Origin of the sequence: Wenyingzhuangia aestuarii (assembly GCF_011927765.1) — a bacterium.
GTDB classification, from domain to species: Bacteria; Bacteroidota; Bacteroidia; order Flavobacteriales; family Flavobacteriaceae; genus Wenyingzhuangia; species Wenyingzhuangia aestuarii.
In genome coordinates this window covers 31,454-50,208 of record NZ_JAATJG010000013.1, presented here as the reverse complement: position 1 = coordinate 50,208, position 18,755 = coordinate 31,454, and the positions used below count along the sequence as shown (strand labels likewise).

At 33.9% G+C, this 18,755-nt stretch carries 26 protein-coding genes; 20 read left to right on the top strand and 6 right to left on the bottom strand.

Features of this window, described 5'->3' with window-relative positions; translation table 11 throughout:
* The first annotated feature begins 11 nt into the window (after window positions 1–11).
* Entirely contained in the window at window positions 12–227 is a 216-nt protein-coding gene (locus GGR97_RS12085; RefSeq protein WP_167898780.1) for a hypothetical protein, read from the top strand.
* Here GGR97_RS12085 and GGR97_RS12080 read toward each other — a convergent pair.
* Genes GGR97_RS12080 through GGR97_RS12055 form a run of 6 tightly spaced genes read right to left on the bottom strand, consistent with a single transcriptional unit; the run spans window position 224 to window position 5,728 of the window.
* Window positions 224–400 (bottom strand): hypothetical protein, encoded by a 177-nt coding sequence (locus GGR97_RS12080; RefSeq protein WP_167898779.1) that lies wholly within the window; start codon window positions 398–400, stop codon window positions 224–226. The two genes, GGR97_RS12085 and GGR97_RS12080, sit on opposite strands and share 4 nt — an antisense overlap.
* Before the next feature lie 2 nt (window positions 401–402).
* Complete coding sequence (locus GGR97_RS12075; protein ID WP_167898778.1) at window positions 403–1,881, bottom strand: phage head morphogenesis protein; 1,479 nt, start codon at window positions 1,879–1,881, stop codon at window positions 403–405.
* 44 nt (window positions 1,882–1,925) lie between these two features.
* Window positions 1,926–3,170: a phage portal protein family protein gene (locus GGR97_RS12070; protein ID WP_167898777.1), complete on the bottom strand. Its 1,245-nt coding sequence runs from the start codon at window positions 3,168–3,170 to the stop codon at window positions 1,926–1,928.
* Window positions 3,171–3,172: 2 nt separating this feature from the next.
* Window positions 3,173–3,631 carry a phage protein Gp36 family protein gene (locus GGR97_RS12065; protein WP_167898776.1) on the bottom strand — a complete coding sequence of 153 codons (459 nt, stop codon included), beginning with the start codon at window positions 3,629–3,631 and terminating at the stop codon, window positions 3,173–3,175.
* Window positions 3,632–3,635: 4 nt separating this feature from the next.
* A complete protein-coding gene (locus GGR97_RS12060; protein ID WP_167898775.1) occupies window positions 3,636–5,168 on the bottom strand; it encodes a hypothetical protein in 1,533 nt (510 codons plus the stop codon).
* Complete coding sequence (locus tag GGR97_RS12055) at window positions 5,168–5,728, bottom strand: phage terminase small subunit-related protein (RefSeq protein ID WP_167186199.1); 561 nt, start codon at window positions 5,726–5,728, stop codon at window positions 5,168–5,170. Before GGR97_RS12055 ends, GGR97_RS12060 begins: the two co-directional genes overlap by 1 nt.
* 180 nt (window positions 5,729–5,908) lie before the next feature.
* On the opposite strand from GGR97_RS12055, the gene GGR97_RS12050 reads away from it, so the two are divergent.
* The 19 genes from GGR97_RS12050 to GGR97_RS11960 all read left to right on the top strand — a co-directional run bounded on the left by GGR97_RS12050 (window position 5,909) and on the right by GGR97_RS11960 (window position 18,748).
* Window positions 5,909–6,886 carry an HK97 family phage prohead protease gene (locus GGR97_RS12050; RefSeq protein ID WP_167898774.1) on the top strand — a complete coding sequence of 326 codons (978 nt, stop codon included), beginning with the start codon at window positions 5,909–5,911 and terminating at the stop codon, window positions 6,884–6,886.
* Window positions 6,887–6,891: 5 nt separating this feature from the next.
* A complete protein-coding gene (locus GGR97_RS12045) occupies window positions 6,892–7,809 on the top strand; it encodes a hypothetical protein (protein ID WP_167898773.1) in 918 nt (305 codons plus the stop codon).
* Window positions 7,810–7,881: 72 nt separating this feature from the next.
* Window positions 7,882–8,175 (top strand): hypothetical protein, encoded by a 294-nt coding sequence (locus tag GGR97_RS12040; protein WP_167898772.1) that lies wholly within the window; start codon window positions 7,882–7,884, stop codon window positions 8,173–8,175.
* The gene (locus GGR97_RS12035; protein ID WP_167898771.1) at window positions 8,172–8,606 is read left to right on the top strand and encodes a TIGR02594 family protein; all 435 of its coding nucleotides are present in this window, start codon (window positions 8,172–8,174) and stop codon (window positions 8,604–8,606) included. Before GGR97_RS12040 ends, GGR97_RS12035 begins: the two co-directional genes overlap by 4 nt.
* 1 nt (window position 8,607) lies before the next feature.
* Complete coding sequence (locus tag GGR97_RS12030) at window positions 8,608–9,009, top strand: hypothetical protein (RefSeq protein WP_167898770.1); 402 nt, start codon at window positions 8,608–8,610, stop codon at window positions 9,007–9,009.
* Between the two features lie 5 nt (window positions 9,010–9,014).
* Complete coding sequence (locus GGR97_RS12025; RefSeq protein WP_167898769.1) at window positions 9,015–9,365, top strand: hypothetical protein; 351 nt, start codon at window positions 9,015–9,017, stop codon at window positions 9,363–9,365.
* Window positions 9,366–9,386: 21 nt separating this feature from the next.
* Complete coding sequence (locus GGR97_RS12020) at window positions 9,387–10,610, top strand: DUF2586 family protein (RefSeq protein WP_167898768.1); 1,224 nt, start codon at window positions 9,387–9,389, stop codon at window positions 10,608–10,610.
* Between the two features lie 4 nt (window positions 10,611–10,614).
* Complete coding sequence (locus GGR97_RS12015; protein ID WP_167898767.1) at window positions 10,615–11,031, top strand: hypothetical protein; 417 nt, start codon at window positions 10,615–10,617, stop codon at window positions 11,029–11,031.
* Window positions 11,032–11,033: 2 nt separating this feature from the next.
* Window positions 11,034–11,336 (top strand): hypothetical protein, encoded by a 303-nt coding sequence (locus GGR97_RS12010; protein WP_167898766.1) that lies wholly within the window; start codon window positions 11,034–11,036, stop codon window positions 11,334–11,336.
* A gap of 274 nt (window positions 11,337–11,610) precedes the next feature.
* A complete protein-coding gene (locus GGR97_RS12005) occupies window positions 11,611–13,530 on the top strand; it encodes a tape measure protein (protein ID WP_167898765.1) in 1,920 nt (639 codons plus the stop codon).
* A gap of 2 nt (window positions 13,531–13,532) precedes the next feature.
* Entirely contained in the window at window positions 13,533–14,198 is a 666-nt protein-coding gene (locus GGR97_RS12000) for a DUF6046 domain-containing protein (RefSeq protein ID WP_167898764.1), read from the top strand.
* 2 nt (window positions 14,199–14,200) lie between these two features.
* Window positions 14,201–15,283: a hypothetical protein gene (locus tag GGR97_RS11995; RefSeq protein ID WP_245229499.1), complete on the top strand. Its 1,083-nt coding sequence runs from the start codon at window positions 14,201–14,203 to the stop codon at window positions 15,281–15,283.
* A complete protein-coding gene (locus tag GGR97_RS11990) occupies window positions 15,283–15,783 on the top strand; it encodes a HypC/HybG/HupF family hydrogenase formation chaperone (protein ID WP_167898763.1) in 501 nt (166 codons plus the stop codon). Before GGR97_RS11995 ends, GGR97_RS11990 begins: the two co-directional genes overlap by 1 nt.
* 6 nt (window positions 15,784–15,789) lie before the next feature.
* Window positions 15,790–15,999, top strand: coding sequence for a hypothetical protein (locus GGR97_RS11985; protein WP_167898762.1), 210 nt, complete (start codon window positions 15,790–15,792; stop codon window positions 15,997–15,999).
* A gap of 1 nt (window position 16,000) precedes the next feature.
* Window positions 16,001–16,342: a hypothetical protein gene (locus GGR97_RS11980; RefSeq protein WP_167898761.1), complete on the top strand. Its 342-nt coding sequence runs from the start codon at window positions 16,001–16,003 to the stop codon at window positions 16,340–16,342.
* Window positions 16,335–16,619 (top strand): hypothetical protein, encoded by a 285-nt coding sequence (locus tag GGR97_RS11975; protein WP_167898760.1) that lies wholly within the window; start codon window positions 16,335–16,337, stop codon window positions 16,617–16,619. The genes GGR97_RS11980 and GGR97_RS11975 overlap by 8 nt, the downstream gene beginning before the upstream one ends.
* Complete coding sequence (locus GGR97_RS11970) at window positions 16,619–17,488, top strand: nucleotidyltransferase (RefSeq protein WP_167898759.1); 870 nt, start codon at window positions 16,619–16,621, stop codon at window positions 17,486–17,488. The genes GGR97_RS11975 and GGR97_RS11970 overlap by 1 nt, the downstream gene beginning before the upstream one ends.
* Window positions 17,489–17,549: 61 nt before the next feature.
* The gene (locus GGR97_RS11965; RefSeq protein WP_167898758.1) at window positions 17,550–17,942 is read left to right on the top strand and encodes a hypothetical protein; all 393 of its coding nucleotides are present in this window, start codon (window positions 17,550–17,552) and stop codon (window positions 17,940–17,942) included.
* Complete coding sequence (locus GGR97_RS11960) at window positions 17,939–18,748, top strand: hypothetical protein (protein WP_167898757.1); 810 nt, start codon at window positions 17,939–17,941, stop codon at window positions 18,746–18,748. The genes GGR97_RS11965 and GGR97_RS11960 overlap by 4 nt, the downstream gene beginning before the upstream one ends.
* Window positions 18,749–18,755 lie beyond the last annotated feature (7 nt).

The following is an 18,755-nucleotide window of genomic DNA, read 5'->3' as shown; positions in this document are numbered from 1 at the left end:
TCTTTGCTTTTATGAACGGGCAAAATTTATACTTAAAACTTTCTAAGCGTGACTACTCAGGTAGCTCACAGGATGAGTATGCTCAATTATTGGGTACTCTCTTTAATCATGTTCATTCAGAGATTTTTAATTTGTTAGAAAAAGCTGAAAAGCTTGGTAAAAAACTAGCTGTTAAAAATTCTGAGAACCTTGACGAATATACAGTTGAGGATATTGTTCTTGTTTAGGTCTCTTTAGACCATTTTATTATTTCTTCTTTATCACTGTTATCTGGAAAAATCACAAACTTAGTGTCCTTTGCATCCATGTTTATAATATTTTCTTTGTCTTGTTTTGTTAAGATCAACATTATAGGTGTTTCTTCTGCATTGTAAACGGTATCTCCAATTTTTACTTTCATAACTATTTTAGTTTTAGTAATTCATCAATTAACTTTTTAGAATCTTCGTACAAGTCAGGTGCTAATTCCTTAAAAACACTATTTCCTGCAAATCTATTTTCAAAAGCATGCGCTAAAAATTCAGCTTCTGAACGACCTTTGATTTTAAAATACGCTTTAGTATGTCCTCTACCAAAATTGCTATTTAAAGACATTAAGGTGTCATCAAATCCTCCTGTTTGTTCCATAGTGTTCCAGTCACTTTTAATATAAGACTGAACACCTCTATCATTTGCTTTTTCCGCTAAATCTTTAAACAACTTATTACTGTCTTTAGCATATAGCTTTCTGTATTTGTCCATTAGTTTTTTAACTAACGGATTATCCTTTAAGTTTTGTTGCCAATCTATAGCATGTCCAAACTCATGATAAACAACACTTTCTGCTTTCCATTTACTTTTTTTTCTTCTACGGTCTATAGGTATTTTTACAGTATTCTCACTTGGTAAATAATACGCTCCTTTTCCTGTTTGTCCGCCTACATTTGTAGTTGTAAACTTTGTGTCTGGTTGAATGTGATTAAAGAAGGATCTATCAACAGTTATCCCTAGTTTATTTTCATAATCACTTATTCCTGCAGGTAAATTAGAAGCTTCTGGTTTAATGTTACCTTTTCTTACTTCTTCTTTTACAAAATCAGCTCCTTTTACTTTATTGTATGGATGGTCTGGAGGGAAAATTATTTTTTTCTTCCCAGGATTAAAACGGAAAATTTCTAGTTTGTTTTTTCCATTCTTATCTATAGCAGTAGTAGCTTTTTCTCCTAACTCAATAGCTTTTTTACTGTCAGATGTTTTATGTAATGCTCTTAATAGTTGTACTACTAAACATCTACACCTCCACCCATTGGGAGCAAAATACTTATCCCAAAAAGGATCATCTTTAGGTAGCGTAATATTGTGCAATACAGCATGTGAATCTCTTACCTTGTCATCATTGGCCGTACGGTATTGTAATAAATAACGTTCATCATCACTAAAGCTTTCCCATCTATCAGCCATTTGAGATCCTCCTACAGCAAATTCATATTCAGCTTCTAAATAGTGACTATTATATGCTGTTACTATTTTAGAAACATCATGTTCAAAAGTTGCAAAAGGTTTAATTTGTTTCTCAGTGGTTAAAAGCTCACGAGAAAGCTCTAACAATTGTGTATGTGTTTTTACGGCAGAAAATGTATATACATCATTTTGTAGATGTTTTAACATAGTGGGCGATAAATCTACCTGCTTTAAAGCATAATTAAACACATTGTTAGTTGCATCAATTAAATGGATATATTCTTTGGTGTCCGCTAAATCTTTAGGGTGATAATTTCCTTTTGTATGTAATGTTTTTAAAGCCTTTTTAACAGCATTTAAAACAGGTTTAAAATTATCTTCTAAAGCAAGTGTGATTTGCTCTTTTTGATGTTTACAAGTTCCGCACTCACAATCATACAAATAATCGATACGGTTGTGTAATGCCCCAAAATAACTTTTAGGGCTTAAACGAAAAAATTGTTTGGGTCGTTTGAATCAACACCTAAATGTAGTTTTGCTTTACCATCTGGATTGCTTTGGTTTTTATCTCCAGTAACAGGGATTCCAAACTTATCTATAAACCATTTATCTTCTATGTTTTTATACGGCAATAGTTTTTCAGTCCATTCAAACAACTGGTCTAAATCTTCAGCATCTTCAAAATCAAACTCAACATCTCCTTTAAGTATTCCTAGCTTAATTAATGCCGGAATAACCTTGCTATTCCATTCTTGTTTTAAATCAACCAAATCAGCATTTACCAACTCCTGTAATACCTCTCTTGAACTTTCATCTTTTGAACGACTTCCGTTTTTAGTGTCTTGGCCAATAATAGCTCCGTTAATTAACAAACAGTTTTGATCGTCACAAAGTTTTATAAAATTGGTGTAAAGGTCTCCGTTTGTTTTTACATTTTCGGCAAACTCAAAACTTTCACTTTCATCAATAATAAACCAAGCTGCAGAACCTAAATCACGCATCATTTTTTCTGCACGGTTCATCATTCCTTTATCATGTGTATTGGTTTTCATGACACGTGGAGGAATACCAGCTATTTCGCACAATTCAGAATTACAGCTTTGAGCAAACTTTTTAAATAATACATGAGGTACTGCATTGTTTAACAGTCCAAAACCTTCCTTTTCTACAAACTCTAAAACCCATGTACCGTATTCTCTAGCGTTACGGTAATCAATTTTATGAACATCATAGTAATCTTTGTATAGGTACCCATTAACAGGATCTAAGTTGTCTCTGTTAATTAAAGTAACTTCAAGTTCTTTGTTTTTATTAAAAGAAAACTCAATCAAAGATATTTTATGATACTTTTTATCTAGTATGTGTTGACTAATTTCACGAGACCAAATGGCGTTGTTGATGAAGTCTGTTTGTTCCTCGTCAATATCTCCGTTAGGTTTTCTAAGAAGTATTCTTTTAGATAGAGACTTTAGATCTCTATTCTTTATTTGAGACAATAACAAAGGGTCTTTTCTAACCTCTGTTAGTAATTGTTGTAACAGGTACCATTTAGGATTGTCAATCATACTAGCCAATTGCTCTCCTTTTTTCCAGTCCTTAATGTCTTTACGAGTTTGAGAAACCGCTTTAGGAGCAATTTGGTTGGCTAAATTCGAAGAACTAGTCACAACAGCACCCGGACTTAAATTTTGATTCTTTTGAGGATTGTATATTTTTTTACTCTTAGCCATAATTACTCGTGATTAAATTTTTTTCTTGAACCACTTCTAAAAGGTTCTGTTTGTTCCTCGTCTTCTGTATTGGGTTGTTCTAATACTGGTAAAGTGCTTAACGTTACTTCTCCTTTTGCTAATTGATTTAACCATGCTACAGATTTATCATAACGATCTTCTGCCTGTTCTTGAATCACATCGGCATTACATAACTCAACAATCCACCACTTGGTAATGGTTTTAGTGTGTGCTAATATTAAAGGGTTACGTGCAGCTCCTACGCTGTTAAAAATGGCTTCAACATCATAAACAATACGTCCGTCTATCCATTCCCTTTGGTTGTTCCCCGTTAAATAACTCTTTACTTGGTCTATGGCTGCAGCAATGGCATTTAGAACTAAGTCATCATTCCCTTCTGTTATTTGATCTATCTGATAGTTGTAAATAACACTTCCTAAATCTTCTTTATTTAAAAACATAGTCTTAATATTTTCGGTTAGCTATGGCACCCATAGCATAACTTGTTTCAGTTCTTACAGTCCTTTTGTTTAATAACCAGCAACCTCCTTCTAATGCATCGGGTCCATCCATTACAGTTGCATCTTCTGATACTCCTAACATTTGCTCCACCATACGAACCATGTTAGGCTCTTTTTTTTGAGCGATGTTAAAAATCAAGTTTCCTAATCTGTTTAATGGTTCTAGTGTTCCCTCTATCCTAAAGAATTTATCAGGCTTTTTACGGGTGTCTGGAGTTATTGGTACGGTGTAGCCATATTCATCAGCCTTTTGATATACTAATGGTAAAAGGACCTGTGTATAATGCGGATCTTGTAAAGAGTTGTTTTCAACATGAACCCTTGCACTATCTACTCCTTTTTCTTTAATGTATTCGTAGGCTTCATAAAGCCAATCCACAAAATTTGCATTGTTTGTTTGATCTAACCAAACTTTATATACATAACGTTTTCGTCCTTTTGCTCCTACAATCACAACTCCTTTGTGAGAGGCTTGTTTACTTTTTCCTCTGTCTTTATTAGAGGTAGATGGATCAGCATAAATAATTACATGGTCACAACTTTTTAAAGGAGGACAAACACCCCATGTTATTTCTTTAAAAGTGTCTCCTTCAGACACAGGATTGTTATAGTATTCTTTTTGTTGAGCCGACCACGGTATTTTTGAAAGTGTTCTATCTATTAAAGCTTCTGTGTTTTTTTGTGGCCATGTACTATTACCTTCCTTGTCACGAATGTTAATTATTTCGTGCTTGTCAGCCACTTTAGCCATTTCTGTAATACAACAGAACTTTGCAATTAGGTTTCCACAAGCAATCCACAACAAAGGTTCAGACACTGAACGTGTAGCATACAAAGCTTCGTTAATCCATTTTACTTTGGCTTTGATACGTTTTTTATTTCTGCATTCCTCATCAGTATCAATATCATCAATTAAAATAACGTCTGGTCTAACAGCATCGTTACGGGTACCACGTGGAGATTGTCCGGCACCTAAAGCTCTAAAACTTGCTCCTTTTTTGGTAACAAATTCATCTGCTTCCCATTTCCCTACTTTTTGCTGAACACCATAATCATTAATAATAGTTTCACTAGTTTCTAACAGTAATTTATAAGGCAATAGCAAACGTTCTGCATTGTCTTTAGTATTAGAAACCATTAATACGTTTTTCTTTCTACCTGTTAGAACTAAAAACAATACTTCCATCATGGTACGTCCAGACTTGGAAAGCTCACGAGACCATGAACGTACTTCGTACCATTCTGCATTTTTAAGAATACGCTTAGTAGCTGCTAAGTGAAAAGGTGCAGGTTCAGAAGTATAGAAGTTGGAAAAATGGTATTTAAACCACTTTTCAGGATGTACTTCTAAATAAGCAATACGCTTTCTTTTTTCTGAAGGCGTTTCACTCTTGTCTACAGGACTAGATTTAAAAGCATTTGCTTTGTACTCTTCCCAGAGCTCTAGGTACTTTTTATTCTCTGTTTTAATAGTCATTACTTTTTAGACTTAAGCGTTATGTAATCATCAAAAACAGGTAATAGTGTTCTGTAAAGTTCAAAATCTGATTGCTTAACCATTTCTAAAACACCAGTTGATACTTCAAATATTTCAGCCAAAGAAACCTCCGTTTCTAGTTTTTTTACGGCATTGGTAATGGAGGTGATCTGGTGAGATTCACTTGAAGTAGGAAAGTTTCCTACTTTAATAGGAAAGTCTTCAGGGTTGTAGTCTGGGTACGTTACATACTCAACTCCTTTTTTATCTTTTAGCTTTGTTCCTTTTAACAAAGCATCTGGAATATCATATACAATAGGCCTATCTGCAATATGATCGTTTAATAGTTCTAATTGCTTGTAATAGCCCTCTATAATTTTAGGACGTGTAATTAAAACAGACGTACGTTGCTTGTCCCAATCTTCCTCTTTTATCCATTTTCGTAAAGTTCTTAATGATACTCCAGCACGTTTTGCTATTTCAGCAACATCAGGCTTTCCTTCACTTCTTAAATAGAGTTCTTTAGCATGTGATTTTTCGTCTGTTTTTGTACGTCCCATTCTTTGATTTTAAGAACAAAGTTGAGTTAACCATACCTCCAAATCAAAAAAGTGTAAAGCGGGTTTATAGTGTTAAAAGCTTTGTTTACAAAGGTGTTAACACCCTTTTCAACTTTTTTTTTACACCGTTTTTACTGCCAATATTTGTGCTCGATAGATGCAGAACATAAATAAAAACGGATGCCAGAAAACAAGAAATTAAGATTTGTATTTAATGACCCTTCACAAAAAAACAGCTATGGTTTTTATGTGCTAACATCGGGTATTGCATTACAAAGATTCAACGGTAACCCAATTATGTTGGATGACCATAGGTTGAGTAATCATACCGTTTTAGGTAGGTGGTTAAATATTAGTGTTGAGGGTGATCTGTTAATGGCTGAACCTGAATTTGACACTGCGGAACCATCAGTACAAAAAATAGCGGGTCAGGTAGAGCGTGGATTTATAAAATCTTGCTCTATGGGGTTCTTCTTTGATCCTAAAGACTTAAAGCTGATTGATGGAAAATTAGTGCTTACTAAATGTGAGTTATACGAATGTTCTATAGTTCCAGTCCCATCAAACTCAAACTCAGTAGCTCTTTATATAAAAGACGAAAATGGAAAAGCACAATTAATGGATCAAGAAAAGATTCAACAACTGTGTTTGTCTATTCAAACCGCTTCACAATTAGAAAATCACAATACAAATAATATGAAGAAAGTAACCTTATCCGCAGCTGCTTTTGTAGCGCTAGGAATGAAAGACACAACTGAAGAGGTTGATGTTGATGCTATTAATGCAAAAGTACTTGCGTTGAGTGCCGAAAATGAAAAAAACAAAAAGGACCTCAAAGTATTTAAAGATGCTAAGGAAACTGCGGAATTAAAAGCGGTAAAAGAAAAAGTATCTGCTGCTGTGTTGGCTGGACAAATTACTGCTGACAAAGAAGCTGAATTTGTGCAACTAGGAGTTTTAAACCCAACATTGTTAGAGAATACTCTAGCCTCTATTCCAAAGAAAAAAAGCTTGAATGCTGAAATTAATGAAGGAGCACAAGATCCTTCTGAAGTAAAAACAGCTGAAGACTTTTTTAAGCTAGATGCTGCAGCTCAATTGTCGTTTAAAAACGAAAACCTGAGCCAGTATTTAAAAATATTCACACCTAAAAACTAAATAAAATGCCAGCAAATTTTCCAGAAATATGGTTAGGTAGAGTAATTCAAAACCTAAACACCGCAGATGTTGCTACCTTCTTAGAAGGTATTATGGAGCTAGATGTAAACGTTACACAAATTAACGGAGGTACACCTACAGAAATGAATAAAATTTATGTGCCTACAACTGAGTTTGAAGCAGAAATTTTAATCAACAATACTACTTATCCTATTCCTTTTCAGGAGTACGAAGATGGTACTATTGAAATCACTTTAGATAAGTATCAAACCAAAGTAATTACGTTACCAGATGATAAAACATTAGGTTCTAGTTATGATATTATTGATACAGCTACTAAAGGTACTACAAGACCTATCTTAACCACTAAGAACAAAAAAGCAATTCACGCAATTGCTCCACAAACGAATACAGTTAAAACACCTGTTTTAGCAGCTACGGGAGGAACTGAAGGATTAACAGATCCTGATGGTAGAAAATTATTGACTTATGAGGATTTAGTGGCTTTTAAAAGAAAATGTGATGATGGTGAGTGGCCTGCTGAAGACCGTAGATTAGTTTTGTGTACCAATCACTGGAATGATTTATTGTTAGATCGTAAAAACTTTGGTAATCAATTAATTGATTATGCTAAAGGAAAGCCAAACCCTGTAATTGCTGGTTTTGAATTGCATACATATATTGCAATGCCATTATTTACTGCAGCTGGTGCAAAGAGACCTTATGGTGTTGTTGCAGATCCAACCGATAAAACGGCATCTGTAGCTTTTGTTAAAGATGCTATTGCAAAGAAAACAGGTATTACTACTCAGTATTTTACACCTGCAGCAATTAATCCTACTCGTCAATCAAATGACCTTTCTTACAGACATTACTTTATTGTAACACCTTATAAGACTGAAAGAATTGGAGCGATTATTTAATCCAACAGAATAATACTAAACAATAAAAAGCCACTACAAAAGTAGTAGTGGCTTTTTTTACAAAATCACACCATGTTAGAAACTTTTTTATATCCAGTTATTGCATCTTTTTTGACTGCCTTAACTACATGGGGTTTTGCAAAAGGCAAAACAAAACAGCAGATACGAGCTTTACAAATAGAGAACGATGAAAAATCTGCTAAGTATTATCAAGGATTAGTTGATGATTTAGCTAAGAGACTAGAAAAAGCCATTGAAGAGATTGGTTTTTTAGATAAAGAAAGAAAGGAGCTTATTGATATTAACAGACAGTTGATTGATGAGCTGAGGAAATACAAACAATTACGAAAAGAGAAAATAGAATGAATATAGCTGTTATAAGTGTAGCATTTAGCCAATACGGAATTAAAGAGATAAAGGGAGTAAAAGACAACCTAGAGATCGTAAAATACTTTGATGAGATTGGTTTTGATGGAACTAAATTAAAAGATGAAACCGCTTGGTGTTCAGCATTTGCAAATTGGGTTTGTTTAAAAGCAGGTGTAGAAAGTTCTAAAAAACTAAACGCTAGAAGTTGGTTAAAAATTGGCGAAAAAGTAGAAACTCCAGAGTTGGGTGATGTTGTTGTTTTTTGGAGGGAATCTAAGCAAAGTTGGAAAGGTCATGTTGCTTTTTTTATTAGAGAAACTAAAGACTTTGTTTATGTGTTAGGTGGTAATCAATCTAACCAGGTTAAAGTATCAGCTTATCCAAAAGAGAGATTACTAGAGTACCGTAGAATGAATAAAACCAAATAGCATGTTTAAAAATTTCTTTAGCACCGTAGGTAAAATATTTTCTCCTGGAGAACTAGGAAAAAGTATCATTAGTGGCGTTGATAAATCAATATTAACATCAGAGGAAGGTATTGATTATCACAAGGAATTTTTAAAGCTATATGAGCCGTATAAGATTGCTCAAAGATTCTTAGCATTAATGTTTACAGGGGTTTATTTAATGGTTCACTTAATCACATCTATAGCTCATTTTATTTTAGTCCTAATGAAGCAAAATGCAGAACATGTTATTGAATTGTATAATTACAACAATGAGGGGTTAGGAACAATAGTCCTTGTAATTGTCTCCTTTTATTTTGGAGGTGGAGCTATTGAAGGAGTTGTAAACAAGTACAAAACAAAAAAAGAAAACGATAAAAATTAAATCATATGACACCAGTAGAAGTATTCCAAGAACATAAGAATTTAAAAGAGTACCATGAGACATCAGATGGTAATAGATTCTTTGATGTGTTAGTGGCTAAAAACCACGCAAAAGGTTTAAAAGAGAAAGAAGTAAAATCTTACAAGCGTGAAGATCATAAACCAGAAAAGAAAGAAAAAGAGGTGAAATTAACTGCTGAAGATAGAGCTAAGGCGGTGGAAGTTTTAGAAACTATTGAAGCTGTAGAAGATGCTTTAAAGGATGAAAAAGCAAAAACAGTTTTAGCTGCAGGTGCAAAAAGAATTGAGGAGTTAACCGCTGCTAGTTCTGGAGCGGGAACTGATGAAACGGAGTAATTAATTTAATAATAAAAAACTATGGCTTTACCAGGAGCGGATATACAATTTAGTAACGGGAATGTAGGTTCTGTAGTTGCTAGTGCAGATGGTTTGTTTGGACTATTAGCATCAGCCGTTGCAGTTGCTAATACCTTTGAATTAGAAACAAGCTATTTCTTAACGGGAATGACAGATGTTGCAGCGTTAGGTATTTTACCTGACTTAGACAATCATAAATTATACACCACTTTAAAAGAGTTTTACGAGGAAGCTGGAGAAGGTACTGAATTGTATTTGTATGCTTTTGCTAAAGACACAAAGGTTAGTGATTGGTTTACTGCAGATGCAGGAACTGGTAAAGTACCTGCAGAAACATTGTTAAATGTGGCTAATGGTGCAATCAATGCTTTGTTTACGTGTTATGATCCTACAGAAGCTATTACTGTTGCTGATGGAATGGATGAGGATGTTGTTTTAGCAAAGCAAAAAGCACAACTATTTGCTGAAAACTATATCAATAGTAAGTTTGCTCCCTTCTTTATTTTGATTGAGGCTTATGCATTTACAGGAGTACATGCAGATTTACCAGACTTAGAATTAGAAGATAATAACCGTGTAGGTATTGTTGTTGGTTCTGGTCAAAAAAGAACGGGTGTACCTGCTAGTTTGGGTTGTGTAACTCATGTAATTATGGGGCGTTTGGCTAGAATCCCAGTAAGTTCTAATCCTGGTAAAGTAAAGGATGGAGCTTTAGAGCTTTTAAATGCTTACATCGTTGATTCTCCTGTGGAAGAATATGATGTAGAAGCTTTACATGATAAAGGATATATCACATTAAGAACTCACGTGGGTAAAGCAGGGTATTATATTACAGATGATCCTTTAGCGACCAATCCAGATGATGATTATAGATATGTCTCCAGAAGGCGTGTTATTGATAAGGCTTATAGGATTGCTCACGGTATTGCTACCAATGAAATTAATGAAGATTTTGATTTGCAAAATGATGGTACCATTGATCCTTTTTATGCAAAAACAGTTGAGGGATTGGTAGAGGAAGCTATTTTTAACCAAATGACCGCAAATGGTGAATTGTCTCGAGATAAAACAGACAACAACGATTTAGGAGTAAAAGCAACTTTTGACACAACGGTAAATGTTGCCACTACAAGTACTACTAAAATGGATTTATATGTTAGACCTAAAGGTACAAACCGATGGTTTAAAATAAACTTAGGCTTTAACGTAAACTTAAACAACTAACACAATGGCAAATTTTGATTCAAGAGAATACGAATGGGCAGACCTTACTTTAATTTTAGGAGGTCGAGATATAACAGGTATTAGAGCTGTAAAATACAAAACAAGTATAGAGCGTGAGCCTTTGTACGCAAAAGGTCGTCATCCTCACTCTGTTCAGAGTGGAAATATTAAGTACGAGGGGGAGATTAAGTTGTTAAGATCAGAATATGAGGCTTTAGTAAAATCAGGTAACGGAACCGTTCTAGGTCTTTCATTAGATGGTTTATTTAACTATGGTAATCCAAGTGAAGGAAATGCTTTGACTACTACAAGAGCTTCGGGGATTAGATTTTTAGAAGAAGAGGTAAGTGATGAGCAAGGAAGTAAATTCCAAGAAATTACACTACCCTTTGTTTGTTTAAGAATTAAAAACAACGCTTAATTATGGCTATTAAAGACATTACACCAGAACAAATACAAGCGTATAAAAACGCTCATGGGAATATTTTTAAAATCACTATTGGTACAGGGAAAAGCTTCATTGTAAGATCTCCTAAAATTAAAGAGATTGAAGGTGCTCAGTATTTGTTAAAGGAAGGAAAGTTTATCACTTATAATATTTTCTTATTTAAGCTTTGCTATTTAGCAGGTGATGATATTCCAGTAGATGAAGCTGAATTATCTGCAGCTGCAGATAAAATGTTACAGTCTATAGAAGTAGTTACTTCTGAAATGGAAAAGCTTTAGAGGAGGCTTCTTTAGAGTGGGATTCGCCCAAAGTTCAACAATCTCAGCCTAAGTCTCCTCAAAAGAAACATCAAACAGTTACAGAGAGTGAATGGTGTAAGTTGATGTTTGAATGGACGAGCTGGATTAGGAAAGAGAGCTTTATGCTTAAGTATTATGCCAGGATAGATCCTGATCAACTTTCCATTAATGAATGGGCACGGAATGTAGTTGAACTACGATGGATTAGACAACAAGAATCTAAATCAGAAAACGAGAATAACACCTAACAATAATGTCGAATTTACTAGAATACACACTAAGTCTGAACGACTCCATGAGTGCCAAACTTAAAAAGATTGGTGTAAACTCTGGTGCGGCGTTAGATGTGTTTGCAAGACTGGAAGGTCAAAGCAAAGAAGTAGATCGTGTTATGAGAGGTACCGGTAATGCTGTTGGAGCCTTAAGACAAAAGTTAGAGCATTTAAAATCTGAACGTGATTGGATTCCTGCAAGTAATATTAAAAGTATTCGTAGGTACAATACGGAGATTCAAAAACTAGAACAAAGAGTAAGAAGGTTTGAGACCATTAGTGGATCTCGTACCAAAAGATATTTTAGAGAGGCATTTGGACAAATTCCCTTTGCTAATTTAATCACTAATCCTTTGGTGATTGCTGGAGCTGTTGGAGCAAAAGCTATTAAAGTAGGTATTGAGGAAGAAATGCAAAAAACTTCTTTTAATGTATTGTTAGGTGGTGAAGCTGCTGGTGAGCAATTTTTTAAAGAAGTTAAAGAGTATGCAAAAAACACCCCTTTTAGAAAATTAGGAGTTGGAGATGCTGCTAAAACGATGCTTGGTTTTGGTATTGAATCAGAAAAAGTAATGCCTACGCTGAGAGCGATTGGAGATATTGCTGGAGGGAACCAGGAGCGAATGAAATCTTTAGCCCTTGCCTATTCTCAAATGAGTAGTACGGGTAAATTAATGGGTCAAGATTTACTGCAAATGATTAATGCCGGGTTTAACCCATTAGACCAAATAAGCAAACAAACAGGTAAAAGTATTGGACAATTAAAAGAAGACATGAGCAAAGGACTTGTAACTACTTCTATGGTTGAAAATGCATTTATTACAGTAACTCAGGAAGGTGGAAAGTTCCACAATATGGCTCAAAAAATGTCCAGAACATTAGGAGGTCGTGCAAGTACTGTCATGGATAATTTTACTGATAAGTTTATCGCTATTTATGGGGCTATTAGTCCAGTTGCTATGTTGTTGTTAGATTTGGCTAATTATACGCTAACAGCTGTTAGCTCAGGAGTATCTTATTTAAACGATAAGCTTAAAGAAGGACACCCGGTAATGATGGTAATTGCAGGAACATTATTTACCGTTGCAGCTGCTATGGGGGTTGTAAAAATAGCATCAATGTCAATGTCAGCATGGACAACCATTCAGTTTTATGCTTTAGAGCTTCAAACTGCTGCTTGGTGGCAATTAAACGCAGCTATGTTGGCCAATCCTACTACTTGGATTGTTGCTGGTATTATTGCTGCAATTGCTGCTATAGGTTATTTGATTTATAGAGTTGATGGATGGGGTCAAATGTGGGATCATACTATGAAAGGTATGAAAGCTGTTTGGAGTGGTTATGTTAGTTATGTTAAAATAGCTTGGCTAGGACTAGAACATTTGTTGCTTTCGGGTATTGAATCCATTATGATTGGTTGGTATAAACTTCAAGGTTTATGGAATGCAGATGAAGCAAATGCAGGGCTTGAAAAAATAAAGAAACAATCTGAAGCTCGTAAAAAAGCAATTGTTGATGAAGGTAAAGAAATCATCAAACAAGGTAAGTCTGCTTTAGACCATTTTAAACAGGCTGGAGCCAGTTTAAGTTTTAATGATAAAAACTTAGGAGATCTAAAAAATGATTTGTCTGCAAAGCTTGGAATATCAGCACCTACTATTGGAGGTAAAACACTTACTACAAATTTATCTAACAATAAAAACACACAGAATTCTGAAAGTAATAGTAAAGCTGTTACTGGAGGAAGAAAGAATACAACCATTAACATTAAACTGAATGATTTAATAGGGGTTTTAAATATAGAAAACAAAGGATTTAAAGAAAGTGTTAGTCAAATGGAAGATCAAACAACCGATGCTCTTTTACGTGTATTAGCATTAGCATCAACAGCAAGTAGTTAGTTATGGCATTAAAAGACACAGACATATTATATGCTTCTTTGGTTGGTTCTAAGATTGTAAAAGAGTTACCTAGGTTAACAGCGGTTCAAAACGAATTAATGAAACATGTAATTCCGCCTATTAACTTTTTGCCTTTTACAAGACAAACGGGTGTTAATAGTAACAATGGTTCTGTAGTTTCTGAAGATGAGTTGTGGAAATCAAACCCACCCACTCCAAAAGACCAACAGTTTTTCCCTTTAGAAATGTCCATAGATGAAGGAATTACATGGTTTATGCTTCCTTATGAGCCTTTAATATCTCTTAGTAGTAAGAACAATATCATTCGTAGAAAGGTTGCTAAAACTAAAAAAGGAGAAGGAACTGTAAAAGAACACTGGTCTCGTGGAGATTATGAAATTACCATTACTGGAGTGCTCTTAGGAGATAAAGAAGTTGGAGATGTAGCAGAATGTTTTCCTAAAGAGGATTTTGAAAGTCTTAAACAGTGTATGACAGCCGCTAAGAGTATACAGGTAAAATGTGAGTTACTACAGTTGTCTGGGATTAATAATATAGTAATAGAAGATTTTAGTTGGCCATTTACCAAAGGTGAAAATGTTCAGGCTTATGAGATTAAAGCGTATAGTGACAGTTCTTTTAAACTGTTATTAGATATAGAAGATTAATTATGAGAGCAATTATTTTAGGATTATTCATGTTTATCGGAATGGTAAGTATGACAGGAAACTCAGCAAACCTGCCACAAACAAAAGCTAAAGTAGAGAATATTAAAAGTAATGTTATGTATGCAATTAATTGGTATGTAGAGTTTGAAACGGAAGGTAAAAGAACTCAACTCGCTATTTTGGACGAATTAGAAATTATTGCATCCGTAGACAATTTAACAGATGTGGCCACTATTAGTTTACCAGAAGCCGTAATGAATACTGCTTTGAATTTTGAAGGTAAAATAAAGAGAGGTTCTAAGGTATTAATAAAGTTAGGTTATGATTCAGATCTTAAAACTGAGTTTGTTGGTTATGTACAGGAAATAGTAAATAAAGATTCCTCTTTACAAATTAAGTGTGAAGATGCTTTGTTTTTATTTAGGAAAGGAATTAAAAGTGTTGAACTAAAACCAACCTCTTTAAAAGAAGTAGGAAAATATATAGTTGATCAAATAGATGAAGGTTACACAGTTGATTGTGATTACGGTATTACTTATGAAAAGTTTACGATACATAATGCAACTGGTTATGATGTATTGAAAAAGCTCCAGGAGGAAACAAAAGCCAATATTTATTTTGATACCAATAATAAGGTGCTACATATACATCCTCCATATGTAGCCAAGACTGGAGAAGTTTTTTATTCGATGCAAAAAAATATTGAAAATTCCTCACTTGAATTTAAAAACAAAGTTGATGACAACACCGAAATAATTATAGAAAGTACCGGTAAAGATGGTAAAGTTAAAAAGCTAACTGCAGGAACAACTGGAGGAAATAAGATCAGTATAAAAGTAGGTCCCATGAGTGAGGAATCTATGAAAAAAATTGCTGAATCAGCATTAAAAAAAGAAGCTCAATCACGGTTTGAAGGAACTTTTGACACATGGCTTATTCCATATGTTTCTCCTGGTTATTCAGCAAGGATAAAAGACGAAGATTATCTAAATAAGTTGGGTTGGTATTATGTTGTTTCGGTAACCACAAAAATAAGCTCACAAGGGGCTGTTAGAACAATTACACCAGGAATAAAATTGAGCTAATGGATAAAGCTGCAGAACTAAAAAAACTATTACGTGTAATTGTTGGTTTTCAGAATAGTTTACCAATACCTGCAAAGGTTGTTGAAGTTGATGGAGATTCTTGTTTTGTAGAAATTGATGGCCTTGTATTAACAGATGTAAAACTAAAAGCAACTATTAGTGATAATACAGATCATTTATTAATCACTCCCAAAGTAGGTACCAACGTTCTACTAATGAGTTTAACTGGTGAATTAGACAATTTAACAGTTGTAAAAATAGATGAAGTACAGTCTATTCATTTTAAACAAAATGGGTTAGAGTTCTTGGTAGATGGTTCTGATGGTAAAGTTTCTGTTAAAAACAATGACACTTCTTTGCTTGATCTATTTGGAGAATTAAAAGAGCTAATAAGTAAAATAACAGTAAGTACTGGTGTAGGTCCTTCAGGAACTCCACTACCTCCAACAATACAATCATTAACGCTTTTTGAAAATAATTTTAAAAAGCTTTTAAAGTAGTTTAAAATGGCATTAGATAAAGTACAGTTAAAAGAAGATTTTAAGGCTTTGTTTACAGATATGCGAACCAGAGAGGAAAACGCAGATGATGAATTTGCAGAAAGGTTTGCCAATTTAATGGATGCATATATAAAAACTGCTAAAATAAATTATACATCAGGTTTGATAACACCACAGGGTACGGTTACAGGAACTTTTGTAGGTAATTTAAGTTGATATGAAAGATATAGCAATACAATTAGTAGACAACACCGATAGTAACGGTGAATTAATGGATGTAAAAATACAACCAGTAAGGGATGCTAATGGTAAAATAATTCAAGGAATTGTAATTGGAGATACACTACAACAAAACAAGGCTTTGATTTTAATAGCTCATCCTAATGATTTTAAAGCAAATCCAACTCTTGGTGTTGGTATTGGAGATATCACTTTAGATTCTGACTTATTGGATTACAGACACGAAATTAGGGAGCAATTTTCTAAGGATGGATTAAAGATAACGGAGTTGGATCTATATAGTGTTGGTAGTGTAAAAATTGAAGCACATTATGAGTAAAGTAAAACAAGGACAGTCTTTTTTAGATAAAGTAACTCAATTAACAGGGAGTTATGAAAATGCCTTAGAAATGGCTTTGTTAAATAATGTAAGTGTAACCGATGATGCTGTTTTAAAAACAGAATACAAAGCAAGTACAATTACTAAAACGGGAGTTGTAAGCTTTTTTAAATCACATGATGAACCTGCAACAGCTATTAGTGTAGCCCAGCAAGAAGAATCAGATGATTTTGGAATTGGAGAAATGGAAATAGGATCCACATTTATAGTAAGATAATGGCAAAGAGTTTAAAAGACATAAAATTAGAAATGACCACCAAGTTTGTGAGCTATAATGTGGTAAAAACATTATATGGTTTAACAGAAGGTAAGACTTTTGAAGATGAGTTTTCTTTGGTGAGTTTTGAAAATATTTTATTTGATGTGATCGCCTATCCTATTTATTTAATGGGGCTTTTATTTGATCAGCATGAAAAAGAAATGACAGAAAAGCTTAGAGATCAAAAACGAGGTAGATTAACCTGGTACCGAACGATGGCTTTGCAGTATCAACATGGTTTTGACTTAGTAACAGATTCTGATGTTTTTGATAATACCGGTGCAACACAGGACCAAATTACGGCTTCTATGATTATAAAAAATGCTTCGGTAAATGATGGTGAGAAACCAGGAACAATCGTTGTAAAAATTGCAGGTGAAGAGAATGAAGAATTAGCACCAGTTCCTTTAGACACCATTCCTTCTATTGAGGCATATTTTAAAGAAATCAAATTTGCAGGAAATAGAATCTCTGTTGTAAACTCATTGCCTGATATTCTTTATTTAGACTATGATATTTACATAAATCCATTGGTTTTAGATGTTTCTGGAGTAAGTAGTAAAACAGGTAGAAAGCCTGTAGAGGATGCAATAGAGGAATTTAAAAGAGAGTTTTCATTTGATGGTGAACTTGTGTTGGAAGATTTAGATAATAAAATTCAAGCAGTTGAAGGTGTTGAAATTGCACATAGAAAATTAGTTAGATCTAGTTATATAGTTCCAGAGATTAATGGTTATGGTCCCCCTCAGGAAATTGAAGTGAAAAAAGTATTAGAGAGCGGTTATTTTGCTACTCCTGATTTTAATGGAATTAACTATGTGGTATAATATTGACTTTGATAAGCTGCTAAAATTAATAACACCTCCGTTTTTACAAAAAAAAGTATTTATGGTTTTTGTCTCTGTTTCTTTAGAGCCTATAAAAACTATATATAATGATTGGATAATTAACAGAGATGCTAGGTTATATAACCTTGAACACAGTGGACAGGTTTGTTATTTAAGGAAAGTTTTGAATGATAGGTTTGATAGCACTCAACGCAGAATACAAATAGCGGATGGGAATCAATATGACCGAACTTATATATACACAAGAGTAGAACAAAACCCTAAGTATTTAGGAAAGTTAACGCTTCATAGTAGGTCTGATTATGCCGATACAGGAGTTGATTTTATTGTATATGCACCAAGCTCTATAATTACAGAAAACAACTATGCTATTGAAGCTTTAGTGAATGAATATAAACAAGATGTTAAAAGATTTAAAGTAGTTGGATTATGAATCATATTAATTTTCAGCAAATAGGAGGTTTTCCATTGGAAACGGAAACATTGCTAGAGGTTCAAAAAGCCTATAGTATTTTTAATGCTTATGGAAAAGCCATGGGTGATAAAGTCATTGTTAGTGGCTGTACCGTTGTAGGGAGTAATGTTAGTGATGGTTATATTTATTTAAACGATGAACTAATATCGTTTAAAGGAGGAACACTACAATCTAAAATTTACATTAAAGAAGATGTTCAAAATGTTGAATTTGCAGATTTAGTAACTAAACCTGTTTACTATACAAGATATGCCACTTTTGGAAATACTACCAATAGTATTGATTGGGCAGACTTTAAAAGAATAGATCCTATTTTAACACTAATGTCCAGAATGGATGAGTTAGAGAAAACGAATGCAGTTTTTAATAGTGGATTAGGTTCTGTTTGGTGGAGAGGAACATTGGCATCGATACCAGACGGGTGGGAAGAAGACACTACAATGAGAGGATTAGTGCCAGTAGGTCAACAAGTAGGAGATTCTAATTTTAACACCTTAAACGCTACTGGAGGGTCTAAAACACAAAGTTTAACGGTTGGGCAATTACCTAAGCACACCCCTAAATGGAAATGGTCAAAAGGTGTTAAGTTTAAAACTGAATCAGCACAAGATGGTACTGGTTATATAGATCAAGATGATGGGTATCATAATGGAAATAGTAGGGATATAGATAGGTATCCTATTGAAGAAATAGGGAATAACGAATCTCATAACAACTTACAACCTTATAGGGTTGGACTTTGGATTAAAAGAACAATAAGCTAAATAATAA

Coding starts and splice junctions, on each gene's coding strand:
- GGR97_RS12085 (WP_167898780.1), top strand. CDS start 12: ATGAACGGGCAAAATTTATACTTAAAACTTTCTAAGCGTGACTACTCA.
- GGR97_RS12080 (WP_167898779.1), bottom strand. CDS start 400: ATGAAAGTAAAAATTGGAGATACCGTTTACAATGCAGAAGAAACACCT.
- GGR97_RS12070 (WP_167898777.1), bottom strand. CDS start 3,170: ATGGCTAAGAGTAAAAAAATATACAATCCTCAAAAGAATCAAAATTTA.
- GGR97_RS12065 (WP_167898776.1), bottom strand. CDS start 3,631: ATGTTTTTAAATAAAGAAGATTTAGGAAGTGTTATTTACAACTATCAG.
- GGR97_RS12060 (WP_167898775.1), bottom strand. CDS start 5,168: ATGACTATTAAAACAGAGAATAAAAAGTACCTAGAGCTCTGGGAAGAG.
- GGR97_RS12055 (WP_167186199.1), bottom strand. CDS start 5,728: ATGGGACGTACAAAAACAGACGAAAAATCACATGCTAAAGAACTCTAT.
- GGR97_RS12050 (WP_167898774.1), top strand. CDS start 5,909: ATGCCAGAAAACAAGAAATTAAGATTTGTATTTAATGACCCTTCACAA.
- GGR97_RS12045 (WP_167898773.1), top strand. CDS start 6,892: ATGCCAGCAAATTTTCCAGAAATATGGTTAGGTAGAGTAATTCAAAAC.
- GGR97_RS12040 (WP_167898772.1), top strand. CDS start 7,882: ATGTTAGAAACTTTTTTATATCCAGTTATTGCATCTTTTTTGACTGCC.
- GGR97_RS12035 (WP_167898771.1), top strand. CDS start 8,172: ATGAATATAGCTGTTATAAGTGTAGCATTTAGCCAATACGGAATTAAA.
- GGR97_RS12030 (WP_167898770.1), top strand. CDS start 8,608: ATGTTTAAAAATTTCTTTAGCACCGTAGGTAAAATATTTTCTCCTGGA.
- GGR97_RS12025 (WP_167898769.1), top strand. CDS start 9,015: ATGACACCAGTAGAAGTATTCCAAGAACATAAGAATTTAAAAGAGTAC.
- GGR97_RS12020 (WP_167898768.1), top strand. CDS start 9,387: ATGGCTTTACCAGGAGCGGATATACAATTTAGTAACGGGAATGTAGGT.
- GGR97_RS12015 (WP_167898767.1), top strand. CDS start 10,615: ATGGCAAATTTTGATTCAAGAGAATACGAATGGGCAGACCTTACTTTA.
- GGR97_RS12010 (WP_167898766.1), top strand. CDS start 11,034: ATGGCTATTAAAGACATTACACCAGAACAAATACAAGCGTATAAAAAC.
- GGR97_RS12005 (WP_167898765.1), top strand. CDS start 11,611: ATGTCGAATTTACTAGAATACACACTAAGTCTGAACGACTCCATGAGT.
- GGR97_RS12000 (WP_167898764.1), top strand. CDS start 13,533: ATGGCATTAAAAGACACAGACATATTATATGCTTCTTTGGTTGGTTCT.
- GGR97_RS11995 (WP_245229499.1), top strand. CDS start 14,201: ATGAGAGCAATTATTTTAGGATTATTCATGTTTATCGGAATGGTAAGT.
- GGR97_RS11990 (WP_167898763.1), top strand. CDS start 15,283: ATGGATAAAGCTGCAGAACTAAAAAAACTATTACGTGTAATTGTTGGT.
- GGR97_RS11985 (WP_167898762.1), top strand. CDS start 15,790: ATGGCATTAGATAAAGTACAGTTAAAAGAAGATTTTAAGGCTTTGTTT.
- GGR97_RS11980 (WP_167898761.1), top strand. CDS start 16,001: ATGAAAGATATAGCAATACAATTAGTAGACAACACCGATAGTAACGGT.
- GGR97_RS11975 (WP_167898760.1), top strand. CDS start 16,335: ATGAGTAAAGTAAAACAAGGACAGTCTTTTTTAGATAAAGTAACTCAA.
- GGR97_RS11970 (WP_167898759.1), top strand. CDS start 16,619: ATGGCAAAGAGTTTAAAAGACATAAAATTAGAAATGACCACCAAGTTT.
- GGR97_RS11965 (WP_167898758.1), top strand. CDS start 17,550: ATGGTTTTTGTCTCTGTTTCTTTAGAGCCTATAAAAACTATATATAAT.
- GGR97_RS11960 (WP_167898757.1), top strand. CDS start 17,939: ATGAATCATATTAATTTTCAGCAAATAGGAGGTTTTCCATTGGAAACG.